This window comes from Endozoicomonas sp. ALE010 (assembly GCF_049310165.1).
In the GTDB taxonomy this organism is placed as follows: Bacteria; Pseudomonadota; Gammaproteobacteria; order Pseudomonadales; family Endozoicomonadaceae; genus Endozoicomonas.
Genome location: NZ_JBLYNV010000030.1, coordinates 39,468 through 65,400, shown reverse-complemented (window position 1 = coordinate 65,400; position 25,933 = coordinate 39,468). Strand labels below are relative to the sequence as shown.

The 25,933-nt window shown below is 50.4% G+C and carries 17 protein-coding genes; 6 read left to right on the top strand and 11 right to left on the bottom strand.

Annotation, left to right across the window (positions count from 1 at the left end; translation table 11 throughout):
* Positions 1–452: 452 nt before the first annotated feature.
* The 3 genes from ACO6UY_RS13700 (at position 453) to ACO6UY_RS13690 (ending at position 7,870) form a co-directional block, all read left to right on the top strand.
* A complete protein-coding gene (locus ACO6UY_RS13700) occupies positions 453–3,758 on the top strand; it encodes an RAP domain-containing protein (RefSeq protein WP_422490262.1) in 3,306 nt (1,101 codons plus the stop codon).
* A gap of 848 nt (positions 3,759–4,606) precedes the next feature.
* Positions 4,607–4,849, top strand: a complete 243-nt coding sequence (locus ACO6UY_RS13695; RefSeq protein ID WP_422461358.1) for a hypothetical protein — start codon at positions 4,607–4,609, stop codon at positions 4,847–4,849.
* 129 nt (positions 4,850–4,978) lie between these two features.
* Complete coding sequence (locus ACO6UY_RS13690) at positions 4,979–7,870, top strand: DUF1601 domain-containing protein (RefSeq protein WP_422490260.1); 2,892 nt, start codon at positions 4,979–4,981, stop codon at positions 7,868–7,870.
* Between the two features lie 45 nt (positions 7,871–7,915).
* Here the strand turns inward: ACO6UY_RS13690 and ACO6UY_RS13685 are convergent, their stop codons facing one another.
* The 4 genes from ACO6UY_RS13685 to ACO6UY_RS13670 form a co-directional block, all read right to left on the bottom strand.
* Complete coding sequence (locus ACO6UY_RS13685) at positions 7,916–11,068, bottom strand: hypothetical protein (RefSeq protein WP_422490258.1); 3,153 nt, start codon at positions 11,066–11,068, stop codon at positions 7,916–7,918.
* Positions 11,052–14,360 (bottom strand): ATP-binding protein, encoded by a 3,309-nt coding sequence (locus ACO6UY_RS13680; RefSeq protein ID WP_422490256.1) that lies wholly within the window; start codon positions 14,358–14,360, stop codon positions 11,052–11,054. The genes ACO6UY_RS13685 and ACO6UY_RS13680 overlap by 17 nt, the downstream gene beginning before the upstream one ends.
* Positions 14,361–14,434: 74 nt before the next feature.
* On the bottom strand, positions 14,435–15,040 hold the full coding sequence (locus tag ACO6UY_RS13675; protein WP_422448676.1) for an SOS response-associated peptidase: 606 nt from the start codon (positions 15,038–15,040) through the stop codon (positions 14,435–14,437).
* A 44-nt stretch (positions 15,041–15,084) separates the two neighbouring features.
* Positions 15,085–15,822 (bottom strand): tetratricopeptide repeat protein, encoded by a 738-nt coding sequence (locus ACO6UY_RS13670; protein ID WP_422448678.1) that lies wholly within the window; start codon positions 15,820–15,822, stop codon positions 15,085–15,087.
* A 188-nt stretch (positions 15,823–16,010) separates the two neighbouring features.
* Here ACO6UY_RS13670 and ACO6UY_RS13665 point away from each other — a divergent pair, with 188 nt between their 5' ends.
* Together ACO6UY_RS13665 and ACO6UY_RS13660 are read left to right on the top strand one after the other, a co-directional pair.
* Entirely contained in the window at positions 16,011–17,177 is a 1,167-nt protein-coding gene (locus tag ACO6UY_RS13665; RefSeq protein ID WP_422448680.1) for a 1-acyl-sn-glycerol-3-phosphate acyltransferase, read from the top strand.
* 2 nt (positions 17,178–17,179) lie between these two features.
* Complete coding sequence (locus ACO6UY_RS13660) at positions 17,180–17,560, top strand: hypothetical protein (RefSeq protein ID WP_422448682.1); 381 nt, start codon at positions 17,180–17,182, stop codon at positions 17,558–17,560.
* Here the strand turns inward: ACO6UY_RS13660 and ACO6UY_RS13655 are convergent.
* The 3 genes from ACO6UY_RS13655 to ACO6UY_RS13645 all read right to left on the bottom strand — a co-directional run bounded on the left by ACO6UY_RS13655 (position 17,535) and on the right by ACO6UY_RS13645 (position 19,380).
* Positions 17,535–18,080 carry an NUDIX hydrolase gene (locus tag ACO6UY_RS13655; RefSeq protein WP_422449560.1) on the bottom strand — a complete coding sequence of 182 codons (546 nt, stop codon included), beginning with the start codon at positions 18,078–18,080 and terminating at the stop codon, positions 17,535–17,537. The genes ACO6UY_RS13660 and ACO6UY_RS13655 overlap by 26 nt on opposite strands.
* Before the next feature lie 297 nt (positions 18,081–18,377).
* Positions 18,378–18,968 (bottom strand): hypothetical protein, encoded by a 591-nt coding sequence (locus ACO6UY_RS13650; protein ID WP_422448684.1) that lies wholly within the window; start codon positions 18,966–18,968, stop codon positions 18,378–18,380.
* A 139-nt stretch (positions 18,969–19,107) separates the two neighbouring features.
* The gene (locus tag ACO6UY_RS13645) at positions 19,108–19,380 is read right to left on the bottom strand and encodes a hypothetical protein (RefSeq protein WP_422448686.1); all 273 of its coding nucleotides are present in this window, start codon (positions 19,378–19,380) and stop codon (positions 19,108–19,110) included.
* 67 nt (positions 19,381–19,447) lie between these two features.
* Here ACO6UY_RS13645 and ACO6UY_RS13640 point away from each other — a divergent pair, with 67 nt between their 5' ends.
* Positions 19,448–20,053: a CoA pyrophosphatase gene (locus ACO6UY_RS13640; protein ID WP_422448688.1), complete on the top strand. Its 606-nt coding sequence runs from the start codon at positions 19,448–19,450 to the stop codon at positions 20,051–20,053.
* Between the two features lie 44 nt (positions 20,054–20,097).
* Here the strand turns inward: ACO6UY_RS13640 and ACO6UY_RS13635 are convergent, their stop codons facing one another.
* The 4 genes from ACO6UY_RS13635 to ACO6UY_RS13620 form a co-directional block, all read right to left on the bottom strand.
* On the bottom strand, positions 20,098–23,262 hold the full coding sequence (locus tag ACO6UY_RS13635) for a cytochrome c peroxidase (RefSeq protein WP_422490254.1): 3,165 nt from the start codon (positions 23,260–23,262) through the stop codon (positions 20,098–20,100).
* A 70-nt stretch (positions 23,263–23,332) separates the two neighbouring features.
* The gene (locus ACO6UY_RS13630; protein WP_422490252.1) at positions 23,333–23,914 is read right to left on the bottom strand and encodes a chalcone isomerase family protein; all 582 of its coding nucleotides are present in this window, start codon (positions 23,912–23,914) and stop codon (positions 23,333–23,335) included.
* Positions 23,915–24,005: 91 nt separating this feature from the next.
* Positions 24,006–24,479 (bottom strand): hypothetical protein, encoded by a 474-nt coding sequence (locus tag ACO6UY_RS13625; RefSeq protein ID WP_422490251.1) that lies wholly within the window; start codon positions 24,477–24,479, stop codon positions 24,006–24,008.
* A gap of 87 nt (positions 24,480–24,566) precedes the next feature.
* Positions 24,567–25,823 (bottom strand): HlyC/CorC family transporter, encoded by a 1,257-nt coding sequence (locus tag ACO6UY_RS13620; RefSeq protein WP_422490267.1) that lies wholly within the window; start codon positions 25,821–25,823, stop codon positions 24,567–24,569.
* Positions 25,824–25,933 lie beyond the last annotated feature (110 nt).

Sequence of the window (25,933 nt, the reverse complement as noted above, 5' to 3'; positions counted from 1 at the left end):
AGGAGAAGAGACCCACTTGGGCTTGATGAAATAGTGGAATGGGATTTGGATTCATGGGCGACATTGGATTCATTGGCGACAGAGTCAGAACGGGTCAACAACGATGACTGGATGGAAGCGTTCCTACAAGGGCTGTGATATGCATTAAGAAGGTCTTGAAAGTGCAACTACGGTCTGCGCAGGGGGTGGCGGGTGACCACCATTCCTACTGTGACCCACAAAACCGAATTTTATCCTCAATTTTCTGCCATCCTCGCTACGGGGTCGCCTAGACGGGCGCTATTCTCGGTCAGCCTCCCAGGTAATTGTCCCGAAATAAAATCGACATTTAATGTTCCCACTGGTACGGCCATGTAATTCTATTTTGGCATTTAGATATTCCAGCAAAATGAACCTCTGGACAGAACAGCTGTCTGTTTAATTATATTTTCGTGAATTAATGAAATATAATTATGGATAGAACCTCTGCTGCTAACGCAAGATCAGGTAATTATTACAACCAACCGGATAACCATGCCGCTTCTTCAAGGCTTGGGCGATATAGACCTGACATAAGACAGAGGGATAGTCCCTACCGTACTATCCCGGGGCATAATGAATTTTACCCTTCTTCTGGCGCATGCACTTCTCAATATCTACAGTGTCGTTCAATAACCCCTGCTCAAGATTTCAATGCCCTTGTCAAACCAGAAATAATGGATGATCTGTTGAGTAAATCTGATCGTTTCGCTGATCGCTATGATGGGAGAAATCACGGTCACTTTGCCAGTTCCATTAAAAAATACACGTCAGCCTCTAAAAGACCGTTAAATCGAGCAGAACAAAGCCAGCTGATACGTTTGCTGCAAAATTTTACAGCAACACGGAGCTGGAATTGGCGAAGCCTGACGACAACACTTCATTCATTGACTTCAGCAGGTGTTTTTACCCCTCATCAACCCAGGGATGAGCGTGTCAAGCTTACTCAAGCTGCCTTATTGTCAACGCTACTTGATGCAATAATATTCAGGTGCCATCAAAAACCTGAAGCCAGGGATATTGACGCCCAGCAAATCGTCAACCTGCTGTGGGCCATGGCGAAACTGGTGGACAACGGACAGGAGCGGACACCGGGGCTCAAAAAGGCCGTGGCCGCACTGTTGCCCAATGTGATCGCACAGAAAGACCAATTTATTGCTCAGGGTATCGCCAACCTGCTGTGGGCCATGGCGAAACTGGTGGACAACGGGCAGGAGCGGACACCAGAGTTGAAAGAGGCTGTGGCCGCGCTGTTACCTCAAGTAAACGCACAGAAAGCTAACTTTAAACCACAGGAAATCGCCAACCTGCTGTGGGCCATGGCGAAACTGGTGGACAACGGGCAGGAGCGGACCCCCGGGCTCAAAAAGGCCGTGGCCGCACTGTTGCCCAATGTGAACGCACAGAAAGACCAATTTATTGCTCAGGGTATCACCAACCTGCTGTGGGCCATTGCGAAACTGGTGGACAACGGGCAGGAGCGGACACCAGAGTTGAAAGAGGCTGTGGCCGCGCTGTTACCTCAAGTAAACGCACAGAAAGCTAACTTTAAATCACAGCAAATCGTCAACCTGCTGTGGGCCATGGCGAAACTGGTGGACAACGGGCAGGAGCGGACCCCCGGGCTCAAAAAGGCCGTGGCCGCACTGTTGCCCAATGTGAACGCACAGAAAGACCAATTTATTGCTCAGGGTATCACCAACCTGCTGTGGGCCATGGCGAAACTGGTGGACAACGGGCAGGAGCGGACACCAGAGTTGAAAGAGGCTGTGGCCGCGCTGTTACCTCAAGTAAACGCACAGAAAGCTAACTTTAAATCACAGGAAATCGCCAACCTGCTGTGGGCCATGGCGAAACTGGTGGAGAATGGGCAGAAGCAAACACCTGAGTTCAAAGAGGCCCTAGCCGCGCTGTTGCCCCACGTAAACGCACAGAAAGCTAACTTTAAACCACAGGAAATCGCCAACCTGCTGTGGGCCATGGCGAAACTGGTGGACAATGGGCAGAAGCAAACACCTGAGTTTAAAGAGGCCGTGGCCGTGGCCGTGCTGTTGCCCCACGTAAACGAACAGAAAGCTAACTTTAAACCTCAGGAAATCTCCAGCCTGATGTGGGCCATGGCGAAACTGGCAGACAACGGCCAGGAGCAGACACCAGAGTTCAAAGAGTCTGTGGCCGTGCTGTTGCCCCACGTAAACGCACAGAAAGCTAACTTTAAACCACAGGAAATCTCCAACCTGATGTGGGCCATGGCGAAACTGGTGGAAAACGGGCAGCTGCGGACACCAGAGTTCACAGCGGCCGTGGCAGCGATGTTGCCCTACGTAAACGCACGGAAAGCTAACTTTAAACCACAGGAAATCGCCAACCTGCTGTGGGCCATGGCGAAACTGGCAGACAACGGCCAGGAGCGGACACCAGAACTCAACGAGGCCGTGGCCGCGCTGTTGCCCAACGTGAACGCACAGAAACACCAATTTATTCCTCAGCATATAGCCAACCTGCTGTGGGCCATGGCGAAACTGGTGGACAATGGGCAGAAGCAAACACCTGAGTTCAAAGAAGCCGTGGCCGCGCTGTTGCCCTTCGTAAACGCACAGAAATCTAACTTTAAACCACAGGAAATCGTCAACCTGCTGTGGGCCATTGCAAAACTGGCAGACAACGGCCAGGAACGGACACCAGAGTTCAAAGAGGCTGTCGCCGTGCTGTTGCCCTACGTAAACGCACAGAAAGCTAACTTTAACCCCCAGGAAATCTCCAACCTGATGTGGGCCATGGCAAAACTCGTGGACTACGGCCAGGAGTGGACACCAGAGTTCACAGAGGCCGTGGCAGCGCTGTTGCCCTACGTGAACGCACAGAAAGACCAATTTATTCCTCAGGCGGTCGCCAACCTGCTGTGGGCCATGGCGAAACTCGTGGACAGCAGGCAGGAGGGGGCACCAAGGTTCAAAGAGGCCGTAGCCGCGCTATTGCCTCACGTAAACACACAGAAAGCTCACTTTAAACCAAAGGAAATCGCCAACCTGCTGTGGGCCATTGCGAAACTGGGTGAATTCGTTGAGCTGAAGGTGGCTGCCTCTACGTTCGAATCGCTTGTCTACCAAATCAGTGAAAACCCTCAGTTCTCTCAGCAAGACATAATAATGTCTCTCTGGGGAGTAATGGTGTACTGTGCCAGGTTGTCTCTGGTCCCCAATGCCAATAAAAATAACGTGTTTGAAAAGCACATGGATGACCTGTTTACTCCCATGGAAAACACATTCCCGGACAATGAAGAAGAGCAATCCATCATTGCCATGGCCGCAAGTTGGCTTGGGAAACCTTGTCCGTTCGTCCCCCATTACCCGACAAACATGTCAAAACCTCAAACCGACCTCCACGATCAACTCCAATCACGCATTCCCTCTTTGAAGATTGAAGAAGAAAAAAGTCTGAACACATTACCTCCGGTAGACCTGCTACTGCCAGATCACAACATTGTGATTGAAGTTCAGGGACCGTCTCATTACGTGTGTGGTGATTTCAAAACCAGGAATGGCTCGACACTGCTTAAAATCGCACTGCTGCAAAAATCAGGATTTGAGGTCATTGAAATCCCGGTTAGCGAGCTTGGGAACCGGGATTCCATGAAACGATGTATTGATCACATAAAGACCAGGGTAGCCACCCCGCCGCCGGGGCTTGCCTCTGTAGCGCTTAAAAGAAAGTGGGCAGATGAGGCAAGGCATACATGACTATCGATAAAGGAAGGCAACCCTCAGATTACTTTCACTTAACCGCCGAAGAACATTCAGAAGAGCACACCGGCAAACCAAAGAGAAAAAAAAGGAAGAGAAACAACAGCCAGTAATCCCCTCCCTTCCATCATGATTGCCACACTTTTTGTTTTCTGTACCCAGGTTGAAATTACATATCATTGACATCAAAAAAATGGTAACAGATCTATTACCCTGTTTGTCCATCTTTTGGAGGTGGCCCATCACCACCCGGACCTGCTCATCAGGTATGGTGGCTCCAAAACATAAACTGCTGGCATAAGACGTCCGTTTAAAAGTGTTGCTGAGGATCTGGTAATTCAGGGGCTGGTTTTCCATTGGCTTCGCTTCGGCCGGTCTTTCGGACAAGCTGGCCGCCCCGGATGGATCACCGGTGCTGGCAACCTGTCTCTCTATTACCGGCGCGGTGGCAGGCGGTAGTGTTTGCCCATCCCCTGAATTCGGGGGTAAGGCCCGACATGAAGGTACTCTTATTTATCTACTGCGAAACCTGCCATCTGGCCCTGTTGTGCTGCGGGTGTGGTGTGGGGACGGTGTCCTGAAACTGGCTCGGAAGAAGGAGCATCATTAAGGGACGTTGATATAGGCATTGCCATTGTTTCTAGTCTCCTGCCTGGAGTAAATAACCATATTTTGTTGAATACAACCGGAAGCAGTCCGGATAATCCGGTCATTTAGACAAGATAAATTTGAGTAAAGTTCAAACCGGCACAAGAGAAACGCCTCAGGCCTGCCTTTCGCGACAACTTCTCACCCGTGGGAATCAACACCCCTCACTTGCTGTCAATGCAAAATTCCGGAAGACAGTGACCGTTCTCAATGGTGGCAAAGCACTGAAGTCCGGGCTGCTGATGCATTATCGCAACCGGGTCAGTATCAATCTTCATGGGGGAACCTATCGGATAAGCCACGATTACTACCTCAGCGATTTATCCAAAACACAGCATCAGGCTCTGTTTATGGCGTGTAATATGACGAGTGATGAATCTGTTTATAGCTGTGGTAAAACCGAGCAATTCTTAAATGTTATTCAGAAAATCGACATTTAATGTCCCCACTGGTACGACCATGTAATTCCATTTTGGCAGAAACTTAGTTTAGATATTGCAGCAAAATGAACCTCTGCACAGAACAGCTGTCTGCTTTATTATATTTTCGTGAATTAATGAAATATAACTATGCATAGAACCTCTGCTGCTAACGCAAGATCAGGCAATTATTACCACCAACCGGATAACCAGGCCGCTTCTTCAAGGCTTGGGCAATATAGACATGACACGGTAAGACAGAGGGATAATCCCTACCGCACTATCCCGGGGCGTAATGAATTTTACCCTGCTTCTGGCGCATACACTTCTCAAAATCTACAGTGTCGTTCAGTAACCCCTACCCCTGCTCAAGATTTTAATGCCCTTGTCAACCCGGAAATAATGGATGATCTGTTGAGTAAATCTGCTCGTTTCGCTCAACGCTATAATGGGAGTAATCATGGTCAATTTGCCAGTACCATTAAAAAATACGCGTCAGCTTCTAAAAGACCGTTAAATCGAGCGGAACAAAGCCAGCTGATGCGTTTTCTGCAAAATTTTACAGTAACACGGAGCTGGAATTGGCGAAGCCTGACGACAACACTTCATTCATTTACTTCAGCAGGTGCTTTTACCCCTCATCACCCCATGGATGAGGGTGTCAGGCATACTCAAGCTGCCTTATTGTCAACGCTACTTGATGCAATAATATTCAAGTGCCACCTACAACCTGGAGCCAGCGACATTGACACCCAGCCAATCGCCAACCTGCTGTGGGCCATGGCAAAACTGGTGGACAACGGGCAGGTGCAGACACCAGGGCTCAACGAGGCCGTGGCCGCGCTGTTGCCCCACGTAAACGCGCAGAAAGCTAACTTTAAACCTCAGGAAATCGCCAACCTGCTGTGGGCCATGGCGAAACTGGTGGACAATGGGCAGAAGCAAACACCTGAGTTCAAGGAAGCCGTAGCCGCGCTGTTGCCCCAAGTAAACGCACAGAAAGCTAACTTTAAACCACAGGAAATCACCAACCTGCTGTGGGCCATGGCGAAACTGACAGACAACGGCCAGGAGCGGACACCAGAGTTCAAAGAAGCTGTGCCCGTGCTGTTGCTCCACGTAAACGCACAGAAAGCTAATTTTAAACCACAGGAAATCACCAACCTGCTGTGGGCCATGGCGAAACTGGTGGACAACGGGCAGGAGCGGATACCAGGGCTCAAAGAGGCCTTAGCCGCACTGCTGCCCCGGGTGAACGCACAGAAAGACCAATTTATTCCCCGGGCTATCGGCAACCTGCTGTGGGCCATGGCGAAACTGGTGGACAACGGGCAGGTGCAGACACCAGGGCTCAACGAGGCCGTGGCCGCGCTGTTGCCCCACGTAAACGCGCAGAAAGCTAACTTTAAACCTCAGGAAATCGCCAACATGCTGTGGGCCATGGCGAAACTGGTGGACAATGGGCAGAAGCAAACACCTGAGTTCAACGAGGCCGTGGCCGCGCTGTTGCCGCAAGTAAACGCACAGAAAGCTAACTTTAAACCACAGGAAATCAACAACCTGCTGTGGGCCATGGCGAAACTGGTGGACAACGGGCAGGCGCAGACACCATGGCTCAACGAGGCCGTGGCCGCGCTGTTACCCTACGTGAACGCACAGAAAGACCAATTTATTCCTCAGCATATAGCCAACCTGCTGTGGGCCATGGCAAAACTGGTGGACAACGGGCAGGAGCCGACACCAGGGCTCAAAAAGGCCGTGGCCGTGCTGTTGCCCTACGTGAACGCACAGAAAGACCAATTTATTCCTCAGGCTATTGCCAACCTGCTGTGGGCCATGGCGAAACTGGTAGACAACGGGCAGGTGCGGACACCAGGACTCAAGGAGGCCGTGGCCGTGCTGTTACCCTACGTGAACGCACATAAAGACCAATTTACTCCTCAGCATATAGCCAACCTGCTGTGGGCCATGGCGAAACTGGTCGACAATGGGCAGGTGCGGACACCAGGGCTCAACGAGGCCGTGGCCGTGCTGTTACCCTACGTGAACGCCCATAAAGACCAATTTATTCCTCAGCATATAGCCAACCTGCTGTGGGCCATGGCAAAACTGTTGGACAGTGGGCAGGAGCAGACACCAGATATCAACCAGGCTGTGGCCGTGCTGTTGCCCTGCGTGAACGCACAGAAAGACCAATTTATTCCTCAGGCTATCGCCAACCTGCTGTCGGCCATTGCGAAACTGGGTGAATTCGTTGAGCTGAACGTGGTTACCTCTACGTTCGAATCGCTTGTCGGTCAAATCAGTGAAAACCCTCAGCTCTCTGAGCAAGACATATTAATGTCTCTCTGGGGACTAATGGTATGCTGTGCCAGGTTGTCTCTGGTTCCCAATGCCAATAGAAATAACGTGTTTGAAAAGCACCTGGATGACCTGTTTACTCGCATGGAAAATACATTCCCGGACAATGAAGATGAGCAAACCATTATTGCCATGGCCGCAAGTTGGCTTGGGAAACCTTGTCCATTCGTCCCCCATTACCGGACAACCATGTCAAAAACTCAAACCGACTTCCACGATCAACTCCAATCACGCATTCCCTCTTTGAGGATTAAAAAAGAAAAAAGTCTGAACACATTACCTCCGGTAAACCTGCTACTGCCAGATCACAACATTGTGATTGAAGTTCAGGGACCGTCTCATTACGTGGGTGGTGATTTCAAAACCAGGAATGGCTCGACACTGCTTAAAATCGCACTGCTGCAAAAATCAGGATTTGAGGTCATTGAAATCCCGGTGAACGAGCTTGGGAACCGGGATCGGGATTCCATGAAACGATGTATTGATCGCATAAAGACCAGGGTAGACACCCCGCTGCCGGGGCTTGCCTCTGTAGGGCTTAAAAGAAGGCGTGCAGATGAGGCACACATGACCACCGATAAAGGAAGGCAACCCTCAGATTACTTTCACTCAACCGCCGAAGAACATTCAAAAGAGCACACCGACCAACCAAAAAGAAAAAAAAGGAAGAGAAAAAAATGAAGACCATTGATGATCATTGCGACCACAGCCTCCTGAACAAAAGCATCATGAACCGACAGAACCCACAGGAATGGGCACCAGCATTTCCTGCAGGTTTACCTTGCCAGTGTCGTCATATCCCCTGAAGCGCTTCTCACTGATCACCGCAAAGCCTCTTTGCTCAAGCACTTGTTTTGCCGGGGGTGATTTCAGGGTTTGCTGGGTTAATGTGCCAAGGCTCATAAGTATCCCTTCGGATTGCAGTCGTTGCACCTCCTGGGCGATGGCCTCTTGTGTTGCCATGCTGAGCAGACTGAAACCCTGGCGACACTGCATCTTTTCCAGCCGGGTCATCCCTGTTGGCACCTGCACTTGCCTGAGATCATGGAAGCTATTATGGATGCCACGGGTAATCCCGTTTTGCCGGTCAGTCTTGCAGTCTTTATGGTCAGGGCTAGAACAGGTGTGAATGCCTGCACGGCTGGCAATAAAACGCCGGACATTATCATCCAGGCAGTTTTCCATGTTCTGCAGTGGCAAGGGGGTCAGTTCAAATTTCTCTTTGATGGCCGTCCTGTCAGGTTTGAGATGATACGTCTGGATATAGGAATCCGCCCGACAGTCTTCACTATGGCTGCCAGTGACCTGTAACAGATCAGCGGCACCATGCATGGCAGCTTCCAGTTGGCGTTGGAAGTCCGGTTTCAGGACAGGGTCACCGGTGAAATCCCTGGTGAGTTGCGACGGCAGATCCAAACGCCGGGGGTCAAACACTGTAAGCTGGTGTCGGCCTGGGCAGAATCCCGGGAACGAGGCATCAACCCCGGTGCATCGGATAAAGTCCATACGATCAGCAAAACGCAGTACCCGCAGATAACGGCGAACCGATGGGGAAATAGCCTGGTCGCTCTTGCCATGTACGTCGTCTTCCTTGCTGGCCAGCGCCTCGGCAATATCCTCCAGCTGTTGTTGTGGATACTGCCCCTTCAGATCCCGTTTGAAATAGTCAGCCGCCCTGGCTTCTTCATCTCGTTTGGGGACATCTTCCGCTGCGGCGTCATGATAGATGATGGCCAGCGACAACAGATTCTTTTCAATGTCAGAGAACTGCATCGGATCGAATTTGTCCAGCAACTCGATATACCACAACAGATTGTTCCGGGCCCGCAATACATGACTGCAGCTGTGAGCAGACTTCCACACCACGGGCAATGTCTCACGGCCAAGGCATTGGATGACTCGCTCTGGTCCGGGACGTCGGTAATAGTGCTGTAAGATTCTCAGAATGGTCTCTTCGTTATCTTTGGCATTGGGCAGAACCGGCGGTTGGCTGAAGGCGTCGACGATAAATTGCAACGCTGCTGGTTGCATCAATGAGGCAGGTTGGGCAGATTGACTGCCGGTAAGGCCGAAGGACTTTCGCAGTTCGTCTATTTGTTGTTGCCCTTTTTTGATATTTTCTGGCCACTGCTGATAAAAGGGCTCTTGATCCCGCCGCTCCCGGAGTTCTTTAGCCCAGTGGATATAATCATCTGCACAAAGTGTTCCCAGGGATTGTTCAATGCCATCAGCTCCGGTGTCTGCTATTTTTTCTCTCACAGCGCTGAATATTTGCTCATCGGGTTCACCAAAACGAAACAGAGCCAATAAATAGTTCTTTAATTGGTCATAGGGGTGATACCCTTGAAAAGGTCGTCGAAGGACGTAGTCAAACACTTCTTGCAGTTCTGCTGAACTGAGTCTCTGGCAACGTTGATGAAATTCCAGCATGACAGCCGGATCATTAAAGAAGGGGACATCAGTAATTAAATACCCTAAATCGCCCCCCTTGTAGGATAATCCCAATGCCTTTAAACGACAGCACAGTCTAATCGAATAAAATTCCCTTAACAGATGCTTGCCATTTTTTTCATCAAAAGACACCCCGCGTCTGGCCAGTTCAGTAGATAACTGGAAAAAAACATCTTCCTCGTCAGCTCTCTCTCCCCTATGCTCTTGTTGGTTATAATACAGAGACATACTACGATGATGATCTTGTAACCATAACGTTGTTGCTGACTGGATCAACAAATCAAGTACTGTCTGCCACTTCCCCTTGTAAAGAAACGTTTTTTCAACCGGGAAATCCTGGTCTATTAATTTCCAGATCTGGTCTATTAATTCCCTTAAGTGTTGATGATTGAAGTCCGGGTTCGTTACCAGTTTTATAATGTCCTGACATGGATACTGCATCGCTGGCAGATGCTGTTGATTCAGGGTCTTTGCTCTTAACGGCATTGGCAGAAAATTCAATACCTGCCTGAAGGTTTCTTCAGCAATGATATGGGATATCGAAAAATTAGTGAGCCTGGCTTTATGCAGCGCTGACAGATGGCCACTGACTTCATCCTCAAAATAAACCTCTGCCGAGCCGCTTTGCTGGGAATAAACCAGCCAGGGCAATGGGTCGATGCCAAAAGTCTCTTCTAACTGGTGTTTATCCTGCAAATGATCGGTAATGTCTTTGCCAAGGTCCTCTTTTGCAGTAAGAAAGCACTTGATTTGTGATTTTTTATACCCGGTGGTTAGCCATTCTGAATGGCATGTTAACTTTTCATAATCTTTTTCCCTGAATTCAGGCGGTTTGAATGTGCCATTCCAGCGCAGTTTACCGGATGAAGATCCCTGATAAACGGTACAGATCCGTTTAGCTCTCTCCTCCATTTTCTTTTGCAGTGAACTGTGGTCAGGCAGGCATTTGGCAGAAAGCTCATCCGGCTTTACCGCATTGTTCTCTAGAAAGGATGTAATGGCATTTTTTTTATAGGCAGCGAGCGTACCGGGTTTTATCAGACCAACAGTGACATGGTTCGGCCTGAGTATCGTGGGTACATCTTCCATAATCAGGATGACGGGCCTTGGTCCTTTGGGTAACTTATCCTTATGGTCAAGATAATCCGACTCTTTTTTGAATCTTGCATGGCCTGATTTCGCGGAGCTCATCCTGATCTGTCGAGCGCCTAACGTGCCTGCCTTCACAGCATCGAGCAATTCCTGTCTTAGCTGTTCTCTGTTACCCGGAGGCTCGCAGTGTGCAGTTTCAGGGTTTGACTGTTTGCCCGGTGGCACCGGGCAACTCTCAGGGTTGGCAAACCCTGCTGTCGAGAATGAATTTACTGCTTTTGGTAATGAATCCATATCAATAAAACTGACTGATAATGCCTCAACGTCTATGGTCAAAATTTTCTACCAGCTGGCCAATAAAATTTTCCAGCCGGGCAATATCCATATCTGCCGTCAGCATCAGCAGGAAGCCAATCACATCGGCCAATGCCGGGTCGTTCTCAAATGAGTGCAGCGCCTGCTCCAGCGACTCCAGATCGCCCTGCTCGAAAGCAGTAATGATGGCATGAACAAAGCTGTCCATGCGCATCTCTTTGAGACTTTGCAGCAAAGCATTCTCATTCCACTCAGGTTTTGGCAGCGCAGTGACATAATCCACCCCCAGTAAACAGCGGATTTTATCAAACATCAGCCCGGCATCCAGGGGCTTGCCAATGTATTCGTCAAACCCCTGAATCAACAACCGCTCCCTGGCCTCATGGCTGACACTGGCGGTCACAGCCACAGCTTTGACCGATACTTTTCCGGGAAGTTCACGAATTTTCCTGATCGCTGTCACCCCATCCATCACCGGCATGGAGATATCCATCAAAATCAGGTCAAAATCCACCTGCTTCACCGCTTCCACCGCCTGAAGGCCATTGCCGACGGTATCAACCCTGAAACCCGCTGAATCCAGCAACCCGGCCATCATATCCCGGTTACTTTCAACATCATCCACCACCAGAACCCGAACCCCCTGGAAGCGCTCATCCAAATGCACATAAATGGAACCGGGCAAAAGACGCTGATGCTCTTTCAGCGCTGCAAAACTGCCCAGAACCAGCGGCAGGACAAAAATAAAACGGCTCCCCTTGCCGGGCTCGCTGATAACATCAAGCTCCCCACCCATGGCCGAAACCAGCCGCCGACTGATCGCCAGCCCCAGGCCAGTGCCACCGATCTGCAACCCCAGATGGACCTGCCGGAAAGGTTCAAAGACCCTCTCCAGGTCCTCATGGGCAATACCAACACCGGTGTCGCGGACTTCAAAGACAATATCATTGCCCTCCACGGACACCCGGCATTCAACCCATCCCTTAACCGTGTACTTAACGCCGTTACTGAGCAGATTCAGCAGCACCTGACGAACCTTGATTTCATCCAGCATGACAATTTCCGGTAACGTGCCAATGGGCAGCAGGCGTAAATCCAGCCCCTTGCTGACCGCCCTTTCCATGAGAATATTGCGCACCCCTCGCAGTAACTCCAGCAATCGAACCGCAGAAGGGTGTAACTCAATCTTGCTGGACTCAATTTTGGTTAAATCGAGAATATCGTTAATCAGTGACAGCAAATGCTGGCCACTGGCCTCAATGGTGTTCAGGCTTTTTCGCTGGGCCGACGATAACGAGAGGTTTCTTAACAACAGCTGGGCATTGCCAAGCACGCCATTCAGCGGTGTTCTCAACTCGTGGCTCATATTGGAGAGGAACAGACCTTTGGCCAGATTGGCCCGCTCTGCCTCTTCCTTGGCCCGCATCAACTCATGCTCAATGCGTTTGCGCTCCGTGATATCACGAACCACCATGGAGATCAGCAGGCCATCGCCGGTTTTCAGGGGGTTGCTGGTGATTTCTACCGGGAAAATCCGGCCTTTACGATCAATACCCCGGGATTCATAACCCACCAGGCACAACTGCTCCCAACTGGCTTTTTCCAGATCACCCAACAGAGGGTGCCCCGGACGGTTTTCCAGTGGCGTCAGCAGGCTCAGGGGCATATTGACCAGGTCTTCCCGGTGAAAGCCAAACAGATCTTCCGTCCTGCTGTTGGCCATGCCGATAATGCCTTCCGGTGTGGCAATGATGGTTGCGTCCGGCGCGCTGTCCAGTAGCAGCTTGAATTTCTTGGTATCGCTGACCCGATCAGTAATATCATTGGCCAGCCCTTCCACCAGATATTGCCTGTCTTCCAGATCCCCGATATCGCTCCAGAAGATTTCCAGCCTGCGGATGCTGCCATTCAGATGCCGGATATCCAGCTCAAAGGTATCGCCCCATCGCCCCTGCTTGGCCTCACGAAACTGATCCCGAAAACATAATTTACTGTCCCGGTTAGCAAGATACCCGATCAATGGACGCAGAAACTCCTTCTGTGTGTAGCCCAGAATGGCCTCTATTGACGGACTGACATGGGTAACGCACCCATCCTTATTGAGGTTGAAATAGAAATAGTTCCCCCTCAGCCGCTCCAGCAAATGACCGATATTGCTGGTTCTGGCCCGATGCAGTGCTTTTTCCCGGTCCGCCAGCCTGGTCACCAGTTGCTGGAAACTTTCGGTCAAACTGCCCATTTCATCCCGGCTGATATGGGTAATCACCGGCATGACCCGACGGTAGGTAAAATCATCCATGGCTCGCTTCAAACGGATAATCGGACGGGTAATTCTCACCGACACCAGGCTGGCACAGGTAAATATCAGTGTCAGGGAGAGTAGCATCAGCAATGCATTAATCTGCGCCTGGTCAATAACCGGAGCCAGTACGGTTTCCCTTGGGGCATAACTGATCATCCACCAGGAAGCCGATTTAATGGGTGCCCCCATCAACCAGTACTCATTCTGCCGCACCGGCACCCACTTATGCCGGAAAGCGGGCTCACCTCGTTCAATCAGCTCTTCCAGGTCATGCCATAACCCCGGTGAACCGTAATAGAACTGGCTTTGATGAATGCTGTTTAACTGGTAGCGCTTCGGCGTTTCACTGTCCGTCTGCAGGTACTCTCCTGCGCCATTAACAATGGAAAAACTGGCATTTCCCGTGGTGTTTTCCACCAGCTGCTGGCGCAGATCCGCCAGGCTGATATCCATCCAGAAATAGCCATAAAGGGTGTTCTCTGAAATGACCGGGACGATATAGCTGACAATCCACCCTTTATCCGCAGACCCTCTTGGCGATGTCCAGAATCCCCCTTTCTGCTGATCCTGATTGGCCCACCAGAACTGGGCTGGAAACAGGCCGGTATCGACGCTTTCATCCAGCCGGACCCGGCACTGATTCCTGTAGGCATGAAAAACATCCCAGTGCTGCAGGCTGCTGCCGAGCTTCACATAAGTAAAGCCGCGAACCAGAGAGTTTCTTGCCACCAGATCCGTGAGAAAGTGTTTGATCATGGCATGGTCAGTCACTGGCATCCGACTCAACATATCCCCCATAAACGAGGTCATGGTCATCAGCTGCCGGGTATGGCTGTCAATTTTGTCCGCATTATGCCAGACCTGCTCAATCAGCCCTTTTGCGACCGCGTCCGTGGCCTGTTTGAGTGAGAGGTAGAGGTGGATTCCAAAGATCAGGTTGTACAGCAGCGTGACAGGCACGACAGTAAAAAAAATGATTTTTTTCCTGATAGAAAATTGCACTGGGTTCACTGCACACGGCCACAATGAACGCTAATGATAGACCAGCATTTCAGCAGTGAATGGAGATTCTGAACAACGCAACCTCAGCCTTTCAGAATATTCTGGCTGTGCCAGGGAAAGCTGGCTAGAAAGGCAGAAAAACGTTCAATATCAAAAGGTTCCCCGGACAGCCAGCGCTGTGCATGAGCCTTCGTCAACAACGTCGGCATGCGCTCAGCGATCAACATTAACGGTGGCATTGCCGGCATGGTTAACACGGCGCAGGAATCGAAAGAGAGAGTACTGTCCACCGTGAACCGCTCCCATAATCCGGCCATCAGTAGCAGCGAACCATCTTTTGCGCCGATACGCCACAACTGACGACGGTTGCCCGGAGCCATATGCCATTGGTAGTAGCTATCCGCCAGAATCAGGCAACGCCTGTCCTGCCAGGCTTTTTTGAACATTCGTGACTCAGCGGCGGTCTCCACACGGGCATTGATCTGGGCCCGAGATAAATCCTGCAACCAGGAAGGGACAAGCCCCCACTTGGCCCGGGCGAGTTCAGGGGCACCACAGTCACTGTTCCGAACCAGCCACACCTGCTGCCCCGGCACCACCTGTTGCACGGGTTTCTGAGTTAACACATCGTTGATACCGAGAAAGCCAAGGTCAACCCTGGGCAGGTTGAATGAGTAACGGCTGCACATAAATTACTCCAACTCACTTTAATCATTTGCGATCAAGAGCCTGATTATTGCAGATAAAGAGTGGCCAACTGATCCACCAGCTGCCTGGCCTTTTCCAGTTGAACCGTATTGAGCAGAGTCTCCAGCCTGGCTTTCTGGGCTTCGGCAGAGGCTGATATGTTCGACGGGGCCTGCAGACTGAGCTCGGTCCACATATAAGCCGCGATCAGGTTGCGGTCCGTGCCTTCACCATTGAGATAGGCCCGTCCCAGCTCATACTGTGCTTCAGGATTCAGCCCTTCACGCCCGGCAGCCTGCTGGAAATAGTCAAAGGCCATGCCAATATCCTTAGCGGTCCCGGCAAGCCCGTCACGATAAGCCCTGCCCAGCCAGAGCATGGCTTCGGCCCGGGCTTTCTGATCGCCCTGGCGGGCAATGCGCTGCAAAGCGTTAATGGCTTTAGCCGGGTTTGTTGCCTGGCCTGAGTGGAGGATTTGAATCGCCTCGCTTAACTGTCCCTGAACCTTACCAGAAACCGACGGCTCTTTTTGTTCTTTCTGCTCTTTCTGAGCCACAACACCGCTAACAGGGGTGGTAGCCCAGACCGGCCCCGCCACCGTGACCAGCAATACCACCAAACTGACAGCACTTTTAAACTGCTTCAACATGAATAATTCCTGCCTGGCATTTTTATAAATGGTCAGGTTCCGGGAACCTGAAACCTGGATTATATGATGTTCGGGAACGGTTTGCAGGTATTCCTCACAGCGATTCCCATTCCAGCGATAAACGTCACCCGGCAACCAATTCCACCTTCGTTATCACTTCAATCGCACACATACTGATGAACAACCTCTGGTTTGCATCCTCCATACGCCTCAGTTACATTACGCGACAGTGTCTATACAGACCGGCAGTCAATCCATGAAATATAATAGCCCGTCGATCAATAACGATTTTTTCCTTATCTGACCTCAAAGCATTGGCACAAATGGAAGCTTTTGACGATATCCGCCCTTACCATGACCATGAGGTCCGGCCTACACTGGCTCGCCTGTTAACTGATAAAGACCTGCTCCATGTGTTGGCAAAGCACCGTTACCCCGGTTTAACCCGGCAATTTTCCGGAGCCATGGCCTGGATCACCTCTCTGGCGTTAAAGTACAAAACACGGAATATCCATAATGTCCGGGATTTTCAGGCCATCATCGAGCCCTATCTGACCCGGGTGATCAAAACCACCACCCATAAGGTGTCTTTTTCCGGCATTGAGCACCTGAACAAGGACAAGGCCTATCTGTTTCTGTCCAACCATCGGGATATTGTTCTGGATCCGGCCCTGGTCAACTACGCGCTCTACCTTAACGATATGGAAACCTGCCAGATTGCCATTGGCGACAACCTGGTCAAACGCCCTTTTGTCAGTGACCTGATGCGTCTGAACAAAAGCTTTATCGTCAAACGCTCACTGTCCGGACGACGGGAAAAGCTGCTCGCCTTCCAGAACCTCTCGGCCTACATTCATCACTGCATCGATGAAGGCCAGCCGGTCTGGATTGCCCAGAGCGAAGGCCGGGCCAAGGATGGTAATGACCAGACCGATCCGGCCATTATCAAGATGTTTAACCTGAGCCGTCGTGGCAGGCAGGGCGCTTTTGCTGACAATATTCGCTCACTGAATATTGTACCGGTCTCCATCTCCTACGAGTTCGACCCATGCGACTGCGACAAGGCCCGGGAACTCTATGAGAAACAACAGACCGGTCAGTATCAGAAAGCCGACGATGAAGATTTGAAAAGCATCGTCACCGGCATAGATGGTTACAAAGGGCATGTGCATGTTGCGTTTGGCAAACCGCTGACAGAAGACTTTGAAGATGCCGCCTCGGTGGTTCAAGAGGTTAACCATCAGATTCACCATAACTATCAGTTGCAGACATCCAACCTGTTTGCCTGGGAAGCGATCAGCAGTGAGATCAACCAGCATGAGCAGGTTATTCAGGTTCCGGGGATCGAACAGTTATTCCCGGCCATCGATCTGCAGAAAAAGCGCGATGAATTTACCCGACACCTGCAGCGCTGCCCTGAGCCATACCGCCCCTGGTTCCTAAAGATGTATGCCCAGCCGGTGATTAATCGCTTCCGCTACGGTTCATAAGCATGAAGGAATCATCTGCACAACATGAAGCGCACCTTTCTCACCAGTCTGAAACGCAGGTGTACAAAGTCAGTGTAATGATTCCCTCCCCCTGGCTTGAAACAGTCAAGGAGGCCCTGTTCGCTGCCGGCGCTGGTCGTTATGGAACCTATGATTGCTGTTGCTGGCAAACCCCGGGAACCGGCCAGTTTCGCCCCTTGCCGGGAAGCCAGCCCTTCTCCGGGCAACCCGGCGAAATCCATTCAGAAGAAACCTGGAAAGTAGAAATGCTTTGTCAGGAGCGGTTTTTAAAACCCGCCATTGAGGCGCTACTGCGGGCGCACCCTTATGAAATGCCTGCCTTCGATTTTCACCCGGTCAGTCTTGCCGCTGCGGAGGCGTGACATACTCAAGCCTCATGGGAAATACGCCTTCCCGACGATCGGCAAAATAATAGCGAAGCGTCCGGCTTATGGTAGAAAATGCCAGTTGGTCCCAGGGAATCTCATCTTCTGTAAAGAGGGCCACCTCCAGACTCTCCTCCCCCGGGGCAAAGTCCGGCCGTTCCAGTCTCGCCAGAAAAAAAGCCGACAGCTGACCTACATGCACCACATTAAACAGCGTATACAGTGACTCAATAGTAACATCCGCACAGGCTTCTTCGCGGGTTTCCCGTGCCGCTCCCTCTTCGATGGTTTCGCCCAACTCCATAAAACCACCGGGCAGTGTCCAGAACCCCTTTCTGGGCTCGATCGCCCGTTTACACATCAATACCTTATCCTGGTAAACGGGCAGGCACCCGGTGATAACCCTGGGGTTCTGATAATGAATCGTGTGACAGTGATTACACACATCCCGCAGGCGATGGTCCCCTTCAGGCACTTTTCTTTGAGTCTTATGACCGCAGACACTGCAGTAATGCATAGAGGATCCTGTCATCAACGTTCACTCCTTGTTTCTGGCAGACGGGTAAAGAAGGACAATAACAGAGTAACAAAACCTCAGAGATGAACAAACTGTCGATCTACTTGCTTCATTAACGGGAAAAGCTTTTCTTTTCCTTTGAGGTTCCAATGCAAGACCCGCAACACCTGTCAACCAGCCCCCCTCATCAAACACTGAAAGAGGACAGGGTTCAGTTTACCATCATGAAGAATCCTTAATGTCTACCTTAAGAACAAGAACTAAGGGAGGCATCCTGATTGCTGCCAAATTTTTCGCTTATGAATTTACAGGGCCAGAACTCAAGGCTTCTATAGGCCCAATGTAATCAATTACGAGTTTGAACTCATTTCGCAACCTCTGCGGAACATTATCTTGCATGAAGCGCTCTATTTCGGCGAGCAACATCCGCTTTTCTTCCGGGCTGCAATCATAATCCGCCGTCACCTTGAACTTAAGTTGGTCTCTGGTTTTGCCAGTGAGTGCCAGCCCACAAATGCGAGCATTATTCCAAAGCAGAGGGCCAACGAGTTTTATCAACTCATCCTTCATGTCACTTATAATCCTCTTTTCGGTATTTGTGGATGAAATACCCGCGGTATCAGGGTTACCACCGTCTCGAAAAGGTTTGCTGATTTCATCACGTTGAGCACTCGGTGCCGAAAGTGCCACATTTCTGTTTGTTACAGGTTTAGTACCATTGGTCGACATTTTTTCTTCTTGCAGGCATAGTTCCGGACTCAGGCCAGGAGTCGGAGGCACGCTGGCAACTGCGGCGACGGGGGGAGATGGTGAACGACCAACCGCAACCGGTGGGGTAACATAACCGGTGAGTTGTGATGAAGTGGCTCCAGAGTTTACATTTTGCATAATCAGTTCCTCAAGGTGAAACTGATCTCTTAGGGTAGACATTATTAGGAACTGTCCTGAAATAACTTTCACATTTCTACAGCCACAATAAAGCTTCGAAACAATTATCAAGACTGAACAAGATGAGTACTCCAAATAGTTAGTAGAGTCCTGATCTTGCGAGTCGGTCTTTTGTGGTAACCACAACAAGGGTTGGATTCCCGAGCATTGCGGATTCCAGAATGGTTTGCAGTCCTTCTCGTTTAAAGTTGAAAGCACTGGCAATGTCACCGATAAATTCTGAGTCAGGATGCTTTTTGAGCAAGAGAGACTTCTGCGTGTCGATGCTGGATACACGACAAAGAGTTAATAAAGGGCAGAATGACCACTCACTCTGTGCAGGCAACAAAATGTTAATAGCCCCCAAGAACACTGGATAAATCCGGCTGAGCTACTTATGATAAATTCAAGTCCCTTGCAAGGATGCCTCTGAAGTCACCATGATGTTGAACCAGGTTGAAGAACGGCTGCAAAACCACCAGCCCAGAACAATAAATGCCCAACTGCCAGAAGCCGCAGTGCTGATACCCATTACCAATGCACCGGAACCAGAGCTGGTGTTTACCCGGCGGGCTCCCCACATGAGCACCCATAGTGGTGAGGTTGCGTTCCCGGGAGGCAAGCGGGACTTATCCGACAGAGACCTGGTCCAGACCGCATTGAGGGAGTCCTTTGAAGAGATCGCCCTCCCTCCGGAAGCCGTCAGAATCATTGGTCAAACCGGCTCGGTGGTCTCGCGCTTTGGTCTGGAAGTCACCCCTATTGTCGGGATTATTGCCGCAGACACGCCACTAAGAGCCAATATGGCGGAGCTGGATCGTATTTTTAAAGTCCCGTTAAGCTACTTTCTGGACAAGGACAACCTGACGTTCAACCATTGGAAACTGCGCAACCATGACTACATGATGCCGTCCTTTTACTATGGCGAGTATCTGATCTGGGGGCTGACTGCCGTGATGCTGGTGGAGTTCCTGAATATTACCCTGGATGCCGACATCTCACTGAACGCTCCTCACTTCAACAGCCATTTCCCCCGGCATAAGTAGCCAGAAATATTCGATTCCATATGGCCAGCTACTTAAGGGATGATTTAGTTTTGTTCCAGGGCCGGGTGATAGATAACCAGTCGCTGGTTTTTGTCCGGTGTAGTTATTATTGTTGATTCCCGGTCAGGTGCAGGCCACTCAATCACCAGTTTGTCAATGCTCCTGTCCCGCCCCAGGCCAAAGTGAGACTGCCTGGGGTTGGCCGATACGTAGTTGTTCTCAAAGCGCAACTCCCGATACTGCACCCCCTGATCAGTATGCAGATAAAGCTTGGCTCCCAACGCCTCGGTATTTCCCGGCAAACCCACTAGCTTTACCGATAGCCAGTCATTGTTCTCTGTATTGTTATTGCGATAGAACGTTGGCCTGCCTTCCCAGTTGCTGATGACAATATCAATATCACCATCCTGCTGATAATCGAAGCAGACAATGCCACGACCATCATTCACCTCAGTTAACCCCCATGCGGCAGACTCCTCTGAAAATGTCATGCCACCCTGGTTAATAAACAGCCTTGGTCTGGCGTTATTAAATGCCTCGTGGCTTTGCAAAAACTGAAGGTTCTGCTGTTTCTCCAACCCGGAATTAAAAACAGCGGTTTCCGGGAGGGCACCATAACCGGTGGCATGAAAGATATCCAGCAAACCGTCATTATTAAAATCAGCAGCACAACTGCCCCAGCCCCAGCCTCCTTTTTGCAAACCTGTTTTTTCGGTCGCTTCCCGGACGTTAAAATTGCCGATATTTTCATATAGCCGGTTTCCGGTGTATTTCCGATTCCGCTCAGAGCTGTAAATACTGCTTTCAAACCAATCCATGTCACCATCATTATCAAAATCGGCGATGGCTGCCCCCATGCCAAAACTGCCATTAATGACATTAATATCCGTAATATCCTGCAAGCCTTCAGACGTTGATTGCCACAGTTGCGAGGTAAAAAAATCGGCTGTCAACAGCACATCCGGAACACCGTTATTATCAAAATCGACCATATTGGGGGTAAAGGTAAAATCACTGTCCCCAAACAACGGCAGATCATGCTGCTGGTGAATCACGCCATCCCCATGCAATAGCTCTCCATAGCTGCCCCTCAGCCCGGGATAGGCGATGCCCTCAGGCCGCAGGTTACGATAGCCATGATTGCGCCACACCTGTGGCTGACGTGCTGACTTGTAGCTACGCCAGAAGGCCATCACCATATCCAGATGCCCATCCTGATCAAGATCACCAAAACTGGCGTTTAACGTCGGTCCCTGAACATTGCTCAGCACCATGGATGATGGCGCTTCGACCATATTGAAAATAATCTGGGGAAAGTAACTGCCACTGTTCCCGAGAAAGAGATCGGCCTTGTAGTCACCATCAATATCTGCCACCAGCGGAGTAATGGCACCGGTTGTATTGATTTTCTCAAGCGGCAGCATCTCTTTTCGAAACCCACCGGATGGCTGCTGATAGTAGACAATGACATTCCCCTGATTATCATTGAAAATCAAATCGTCCAGGCAATCGTTATCAATATCAAATGCCGACACGCCAGACCAGTTGACGATATCCATGATCCACCCGGGCTTAATCAGACCAATAACCCGCCGATGGTCCAGACCGCTGGACCGGGTGATATTCGTCAACGGTGTGGTAACAGCATTATCAGATTTCATGTCTGTGGCATTTCGCCCACAGCCATGAACGAGAGGTGGTGCTACAGCCACCCGCTCACCTGATAATTCTGGCGCTGGAACCAAAGGCAGCGCCGATTGCTTTACATCATCCGTTTTAACCTGTTCCGTAATAATAGGCTGCCGGTCAACCAGATAGTCTATACACTGACGTTTATTCACACACGAGTCTGTCAATGTGTTAAGAAACGCAATTAATGCCTCAATCTGAGACGATTTCAAATGGTAAGGCAGCCGCAGGTAACCCGGACCTTCCTTCGCTATATTGCGGATAGTCTGAGCTATTGACGACTTATTTTTTCTGTCAGCCATCTGCTGGAATTGCCAGTGCAGCGTATGTGCCTCTATTACCTGGTAAAGAGACCCGGCTGAACCATTGTGAAAATAAGGCCCTGTCAAGGCAACATTCAGCAGACTTGGGGTACGGAACGAATAGGGCATCTGCCTGAAATTGAAATTTTTACGACCGTAGTCCAGGCCGCGCCCATTCGCTCCCCGTCCGTAGGGCGCAACACCGATATTGTAAAACCGCTCATCGGACAAATGATTGCCACTGTGGCACCCTGCGCAACCGGCACCGGCACCGGCACCGGCACCATTGCGAACCACTGGAGTAAAAAAGAGCTTTAGCCCCTCTTTTTCCAGGGGTGTCAAATCACCTTTGCCTTTTACGTAACGAAAAAAAGCATTGTCGATAAACACCAGGTGCCCCTGAAACCTGGATAATGCCTCGGTAACCCGGTCGATATGGATCATCTCCTGGCAAGTGGCTGCCTCTGACTCGGCAAATGCCTGCCGGAAAATGCTGCACCACTGCGGGTTAGACTGAAGTCGTTGTATGATGATTTCATAGAGTTCATGGTGATTGTAATGCGCATCTTTCAGGCCCTTCATTTCGAAGGGAGAGACCATCGGCAGCCGGGCCTGTGCCTGCAACAGGTTCTTCTCCTCATAGCATTCCGGTCGCAGATTGGAATAGCCATTACCAAGACGCACCAGCCGTCCATTACCACCAACACCACAGGAAGGTGAGGCCATGCCAGCGTCGGGTAACGCTTCCTGAAGGTACTGCAAACGACCATCCCAGAATAGATTCTCTCTGTACAGCGATGCATTAAATACCGTCGGTGAGTTTCTGGGGATCAGCAGCTCTTCGTATTGGTCCGGATATAAACCTTTCAGGGCATCCAGCCGCTTTTGCCCGAACAGCCTGTGGTCGTTAACGATCACGCCGACGGGCAGTGCCAGACCATCACCGCCAGCGGTTTGGGGATGATGGCAACTGGCACAGGATACGGCACCACTGAGGCTTAAATCGGGGCTGAAAAATAACTTTTTGCCTAACTTCACCACTGGAGAGGTGAACGGCTCCACAGGTGTATCCGGCTCAGGTGTGCCGGTAATCTGATGGGATCGGAGCAACTTTCCGATGGATGCGTCTGAGATATCCGTTAACAGGTCAGCGTCTGCAAACCGGGAGAGCCCAAAAAAGACAACGCCAAGATAAAAGAATACGGTTTTATTGTTCATAGCAATCAAACTAATGAAATTCTTCATTAGCTATCATCGACAGAGCAATCAGTAACTTTTGACTGGGCGTTTACCGCTTACTCCCGATAAGCTGTTGCCGGAGTTGTGGGTAGGCGGTATTGTCTGAAAGCCAGATATCCAGAAAAGTTCTGGCCAGCCTCACATCGTCAATCCTGCCCAGAAAACGGTGGCCGAAATAAAAACGTCCGCCGGATGCCGACAGCACAAAAACCAGGCGATCACCCGCACGAACGCCCTTCCATATTTTGCTGAGTTGCTTAAGCCAGCGTTTTCTATTCTCCCGGGATACCCCGAGGTGAGCCCACTGTTGGTCTGTTGCCGAAAGCAACCGTTTTTTACTGATCTTTCGTCGATAGTCGATAAGCAGCGCCACATCAGTGGAAGCGGGTTCAGCAACGTCATAACGGCCGGAGGGCGTTTTCAACTGGGCATCGTAAATATCCCATAGGCCCCATTTCAAGGTTGAATGCCCAACCGTCTGCCACTGCTCCCAGACAGGATAATCCTGTTTATCATTTTTTATAGTGTCCCGGGCAAAACTCTTTGCAGAGAACAGGGGTATCAAAAGCACCAGCAAAATGGCTACGTTGGAAAGACCGGCAACGTAGAAACTGACTCCATTTTTTTTCATGGCGAAACCTTTGCCTTATTTTGAATAGTTATTATCTGGCTATACGAATAAATTCGCCAAAAGGATTCACAGGTTATTGGGCAAATACACTCTAATTTATCTTCTTAAAGGGTGACTCTTCATAGGGCAGTGGTTCCGTCAAAACAATTGAAGAATTAGGTACACCTTTTGTCTTTTGGTCATCGCCTTCACAGCAAACACCACTATTGAGAGCTTCATTGGCCTGGCTTACGTCAAGCACCGAGGTACTTCCTGGCTGATTCACCACTGGCAAATGATTGGGGGTGGCATCCTCAGGCACAGATATACTACGGTACCAGAGTAAATCTTCAGCCACTAAAGCCGCACAAGTCGCACAGCCACCACCAGCACCACCCAGACATAATGCTTTCAGGATTCCAGCATTTGTACACAAAGTGATCAGATACGCGGATGTTGCACCAGCGCCACATCCAGCGCCGATCATGCCAGCGCTTAAAGCCACATATTCAATAGCATTCTCCTGCGCTGGCGTAATTTCCGAAAAAGCACTTCGAATAGTTGCCATACAGCCTGTTGCATTCATAACCTCAACCTTACTTAAGTTTATTTACCTGAACTCTGACTGTGGTGTTTGCATAAAGTTTCCCATTCTGTCAAAAAAAGAGGGTATTCATCTCGCCATAAACATCCGGACACTCTTGATCCGGTTATCTTTCACCTGCAGGATCTCAAAACGGCAATTCTTGATTTTCCAGCACACGCTGGCCTCGGGAATGGCTTCCATCTCTTCCGTAATCAGGCCATTAATGGTTCGGGCATCGTCCGTTGGCAGATTCCAGCCCAGCGCCTTGTTAACATCCCGAATGGAGGCTGAGCCATCGATGATATAACTGCCATCCCCCTGGGGCGTAATATCCTGGCTGCTGTCAGAAACATCGGTGGTAAAGTCACCGACGATCTCCTCAAGAATGTCTTCCAAAGTCACCAGGCCCATAATATCGCCGTACTCGTCCACAACCAGGGCGGTTCTCTCCTTGGCCTTCTGGAAATTGAACAACTGGGTATGCAGAGGCGTAGATTCCGGAACGTAATACGGTTCAGCGGTTTCCTGCAACAGCGTTGCCTTGTTGACCTTTTCCAGCGTCAGCAATCGGGCAATCTTGCGCATGTGAAGTATACCGACAATATTATTGATATCACCGCGATACACCGGCAGGCGGGTATGCTGACAATCCCTTAGCTGAAGAATAATTTCTTTAATATCATCCTCAATATCGACACCGTAGACCTCATTTCTGGGTACCATAATGTCATCAACCCGCACTTTCTCCAGGTCAAGAATGCCCAGCAACATGCCACGGCGCTTCTTCGGCAGGCGCAGGCCGGACTCATTCACCAGCGTCCGCAACTCTTCACTGGTCAGCTGATCCTCACCTTCCTGGCCCGGACGTATCCCTAACGGCCTCATCAGCAAAGCGCAGATCCAGTTCACCAGCACCACCATCGGATAGAGCACCTTCAACAGAGGAACCAGCACCATGGATGCAGGAAAGGCCACCTTTTCCGGATACATGGCAGCGATGGTTTTGGGCGTCACCTCACCGAAAATCAGCACAATAAAGGTCAACCCCAGGGTGGCAATAGCAATACCGCTGTCTCCCCAGAGACGGACAGCAATAATGGTGGCCAGGGCAGAGGCCAGAATGTTAACAAAATTGTTGCCAATCAGAATGACCCCAATCAGTCGATCAGGTCGGTCCAGCAGGCTGCTGGTTCTTTTCGCTGCCCGGTTACCCTTGCGGGCAAGGTGCCGGAGACGATAGCGATTGATGGCCATCATCCCGGTTTCCGAACTGGAGAAAAATGCAGAAAACAGCAGAAGAAAAATCAGTGCGCCAATCAATGCGCTTAAGGGTGCTTCACTCAACGAGTTGTCGCCTTTTGTCAGAACCGATGCGGTAAAATTACCTATTTTACCTGCTTCAGGGCGAAGTCCCAAGCCCTGGTGTTTGCCAATATGAAGTGAGCCTGTACTTT

Excerpts from the sequence above, each read along its gene's own strand:
- ACO6UY_RS13700 (WP_422490262.1), top strand. The coding sequence starts at position 453 with ATGGATAGAACCTCTGCTGCTAACGCAAGATCAGGTAATTATTACAAC.
- ACO6UY_RS13690 (WP_422490260.1), top strand. The coding sequence starts at position 4,979 with ATGCATAGAACCTCTGCTGCTAACGCAAGATCAGGCAATTATTACCAC.
- ACO6UY_RS13675 (WP_422448676.1), bottom strand. The coding sequence starts at position 15,040 with ATGTGCAGCCGTTACTCATTCAACCTGCCCAGGGTTGACCTTGGCTTT.
- ACO6UY_RS13665 (WP_422448680.1), top strand. The coding sequence starts at position 16,011 with ATGGAAGCTTTTGACGATATCCGCCCTTACCATGACCATGAGGTCCGG.
- ACO6UY_RS13660 (WP_422448682.1), top strand. The coding sequence starts at position 17,180 with ATGAAGGAATCATCTGCACAACATGAAGCGCACCTTTCTCACCAGTCT.
- ACO6UY_RS13655 (WP_422449560.1), bottom strand. The coding sequence starts at position 18,080 with ATGCATTACTGCAGTGTCTGCGGTCATAAGACTCAAAGAAAAGTGCCT.
- ACO6UY_RS13650 (WP_422448684.1), bottom strand. The coding sequence starts at position 18,968 with ATGCAAAATGTAAACTCTGGAGCCACTTCATCACAACTCACCGGTTAT.
- ACO6UY_RS13640 (WP_422448688.1), top strand. The coding sequence starts at position 19,448 with ATGATGTTGAACCAGGTTGAAGAACGGCTGCAAAACCACCAGCCCAGA.
- ACO6UY_RS13635 (WP_422490254.1), bottom strand. The coding sequence starts at position 23,262 with ATGAACAATAAAACCGTATTCTTTTATCTTGGCGTTGTCTTTTTTGGG.
- ACO6UY_RS13630 (WP_422490252.1), bottom strand. The coding sequence starts at position 23,914 with ATGAAAAAAAATGGAGTCAGTTTCTACGTTGCCGGTCTTTCCAACGTA.
- ACO6UY_RS13625 (WP_422490251.1), bottom strand. The coding sequence starts at position 24,479 with ATGAATGCAACAGGCTGTATGGCAACTATTCGAAGTGCTTTTTCGGAA.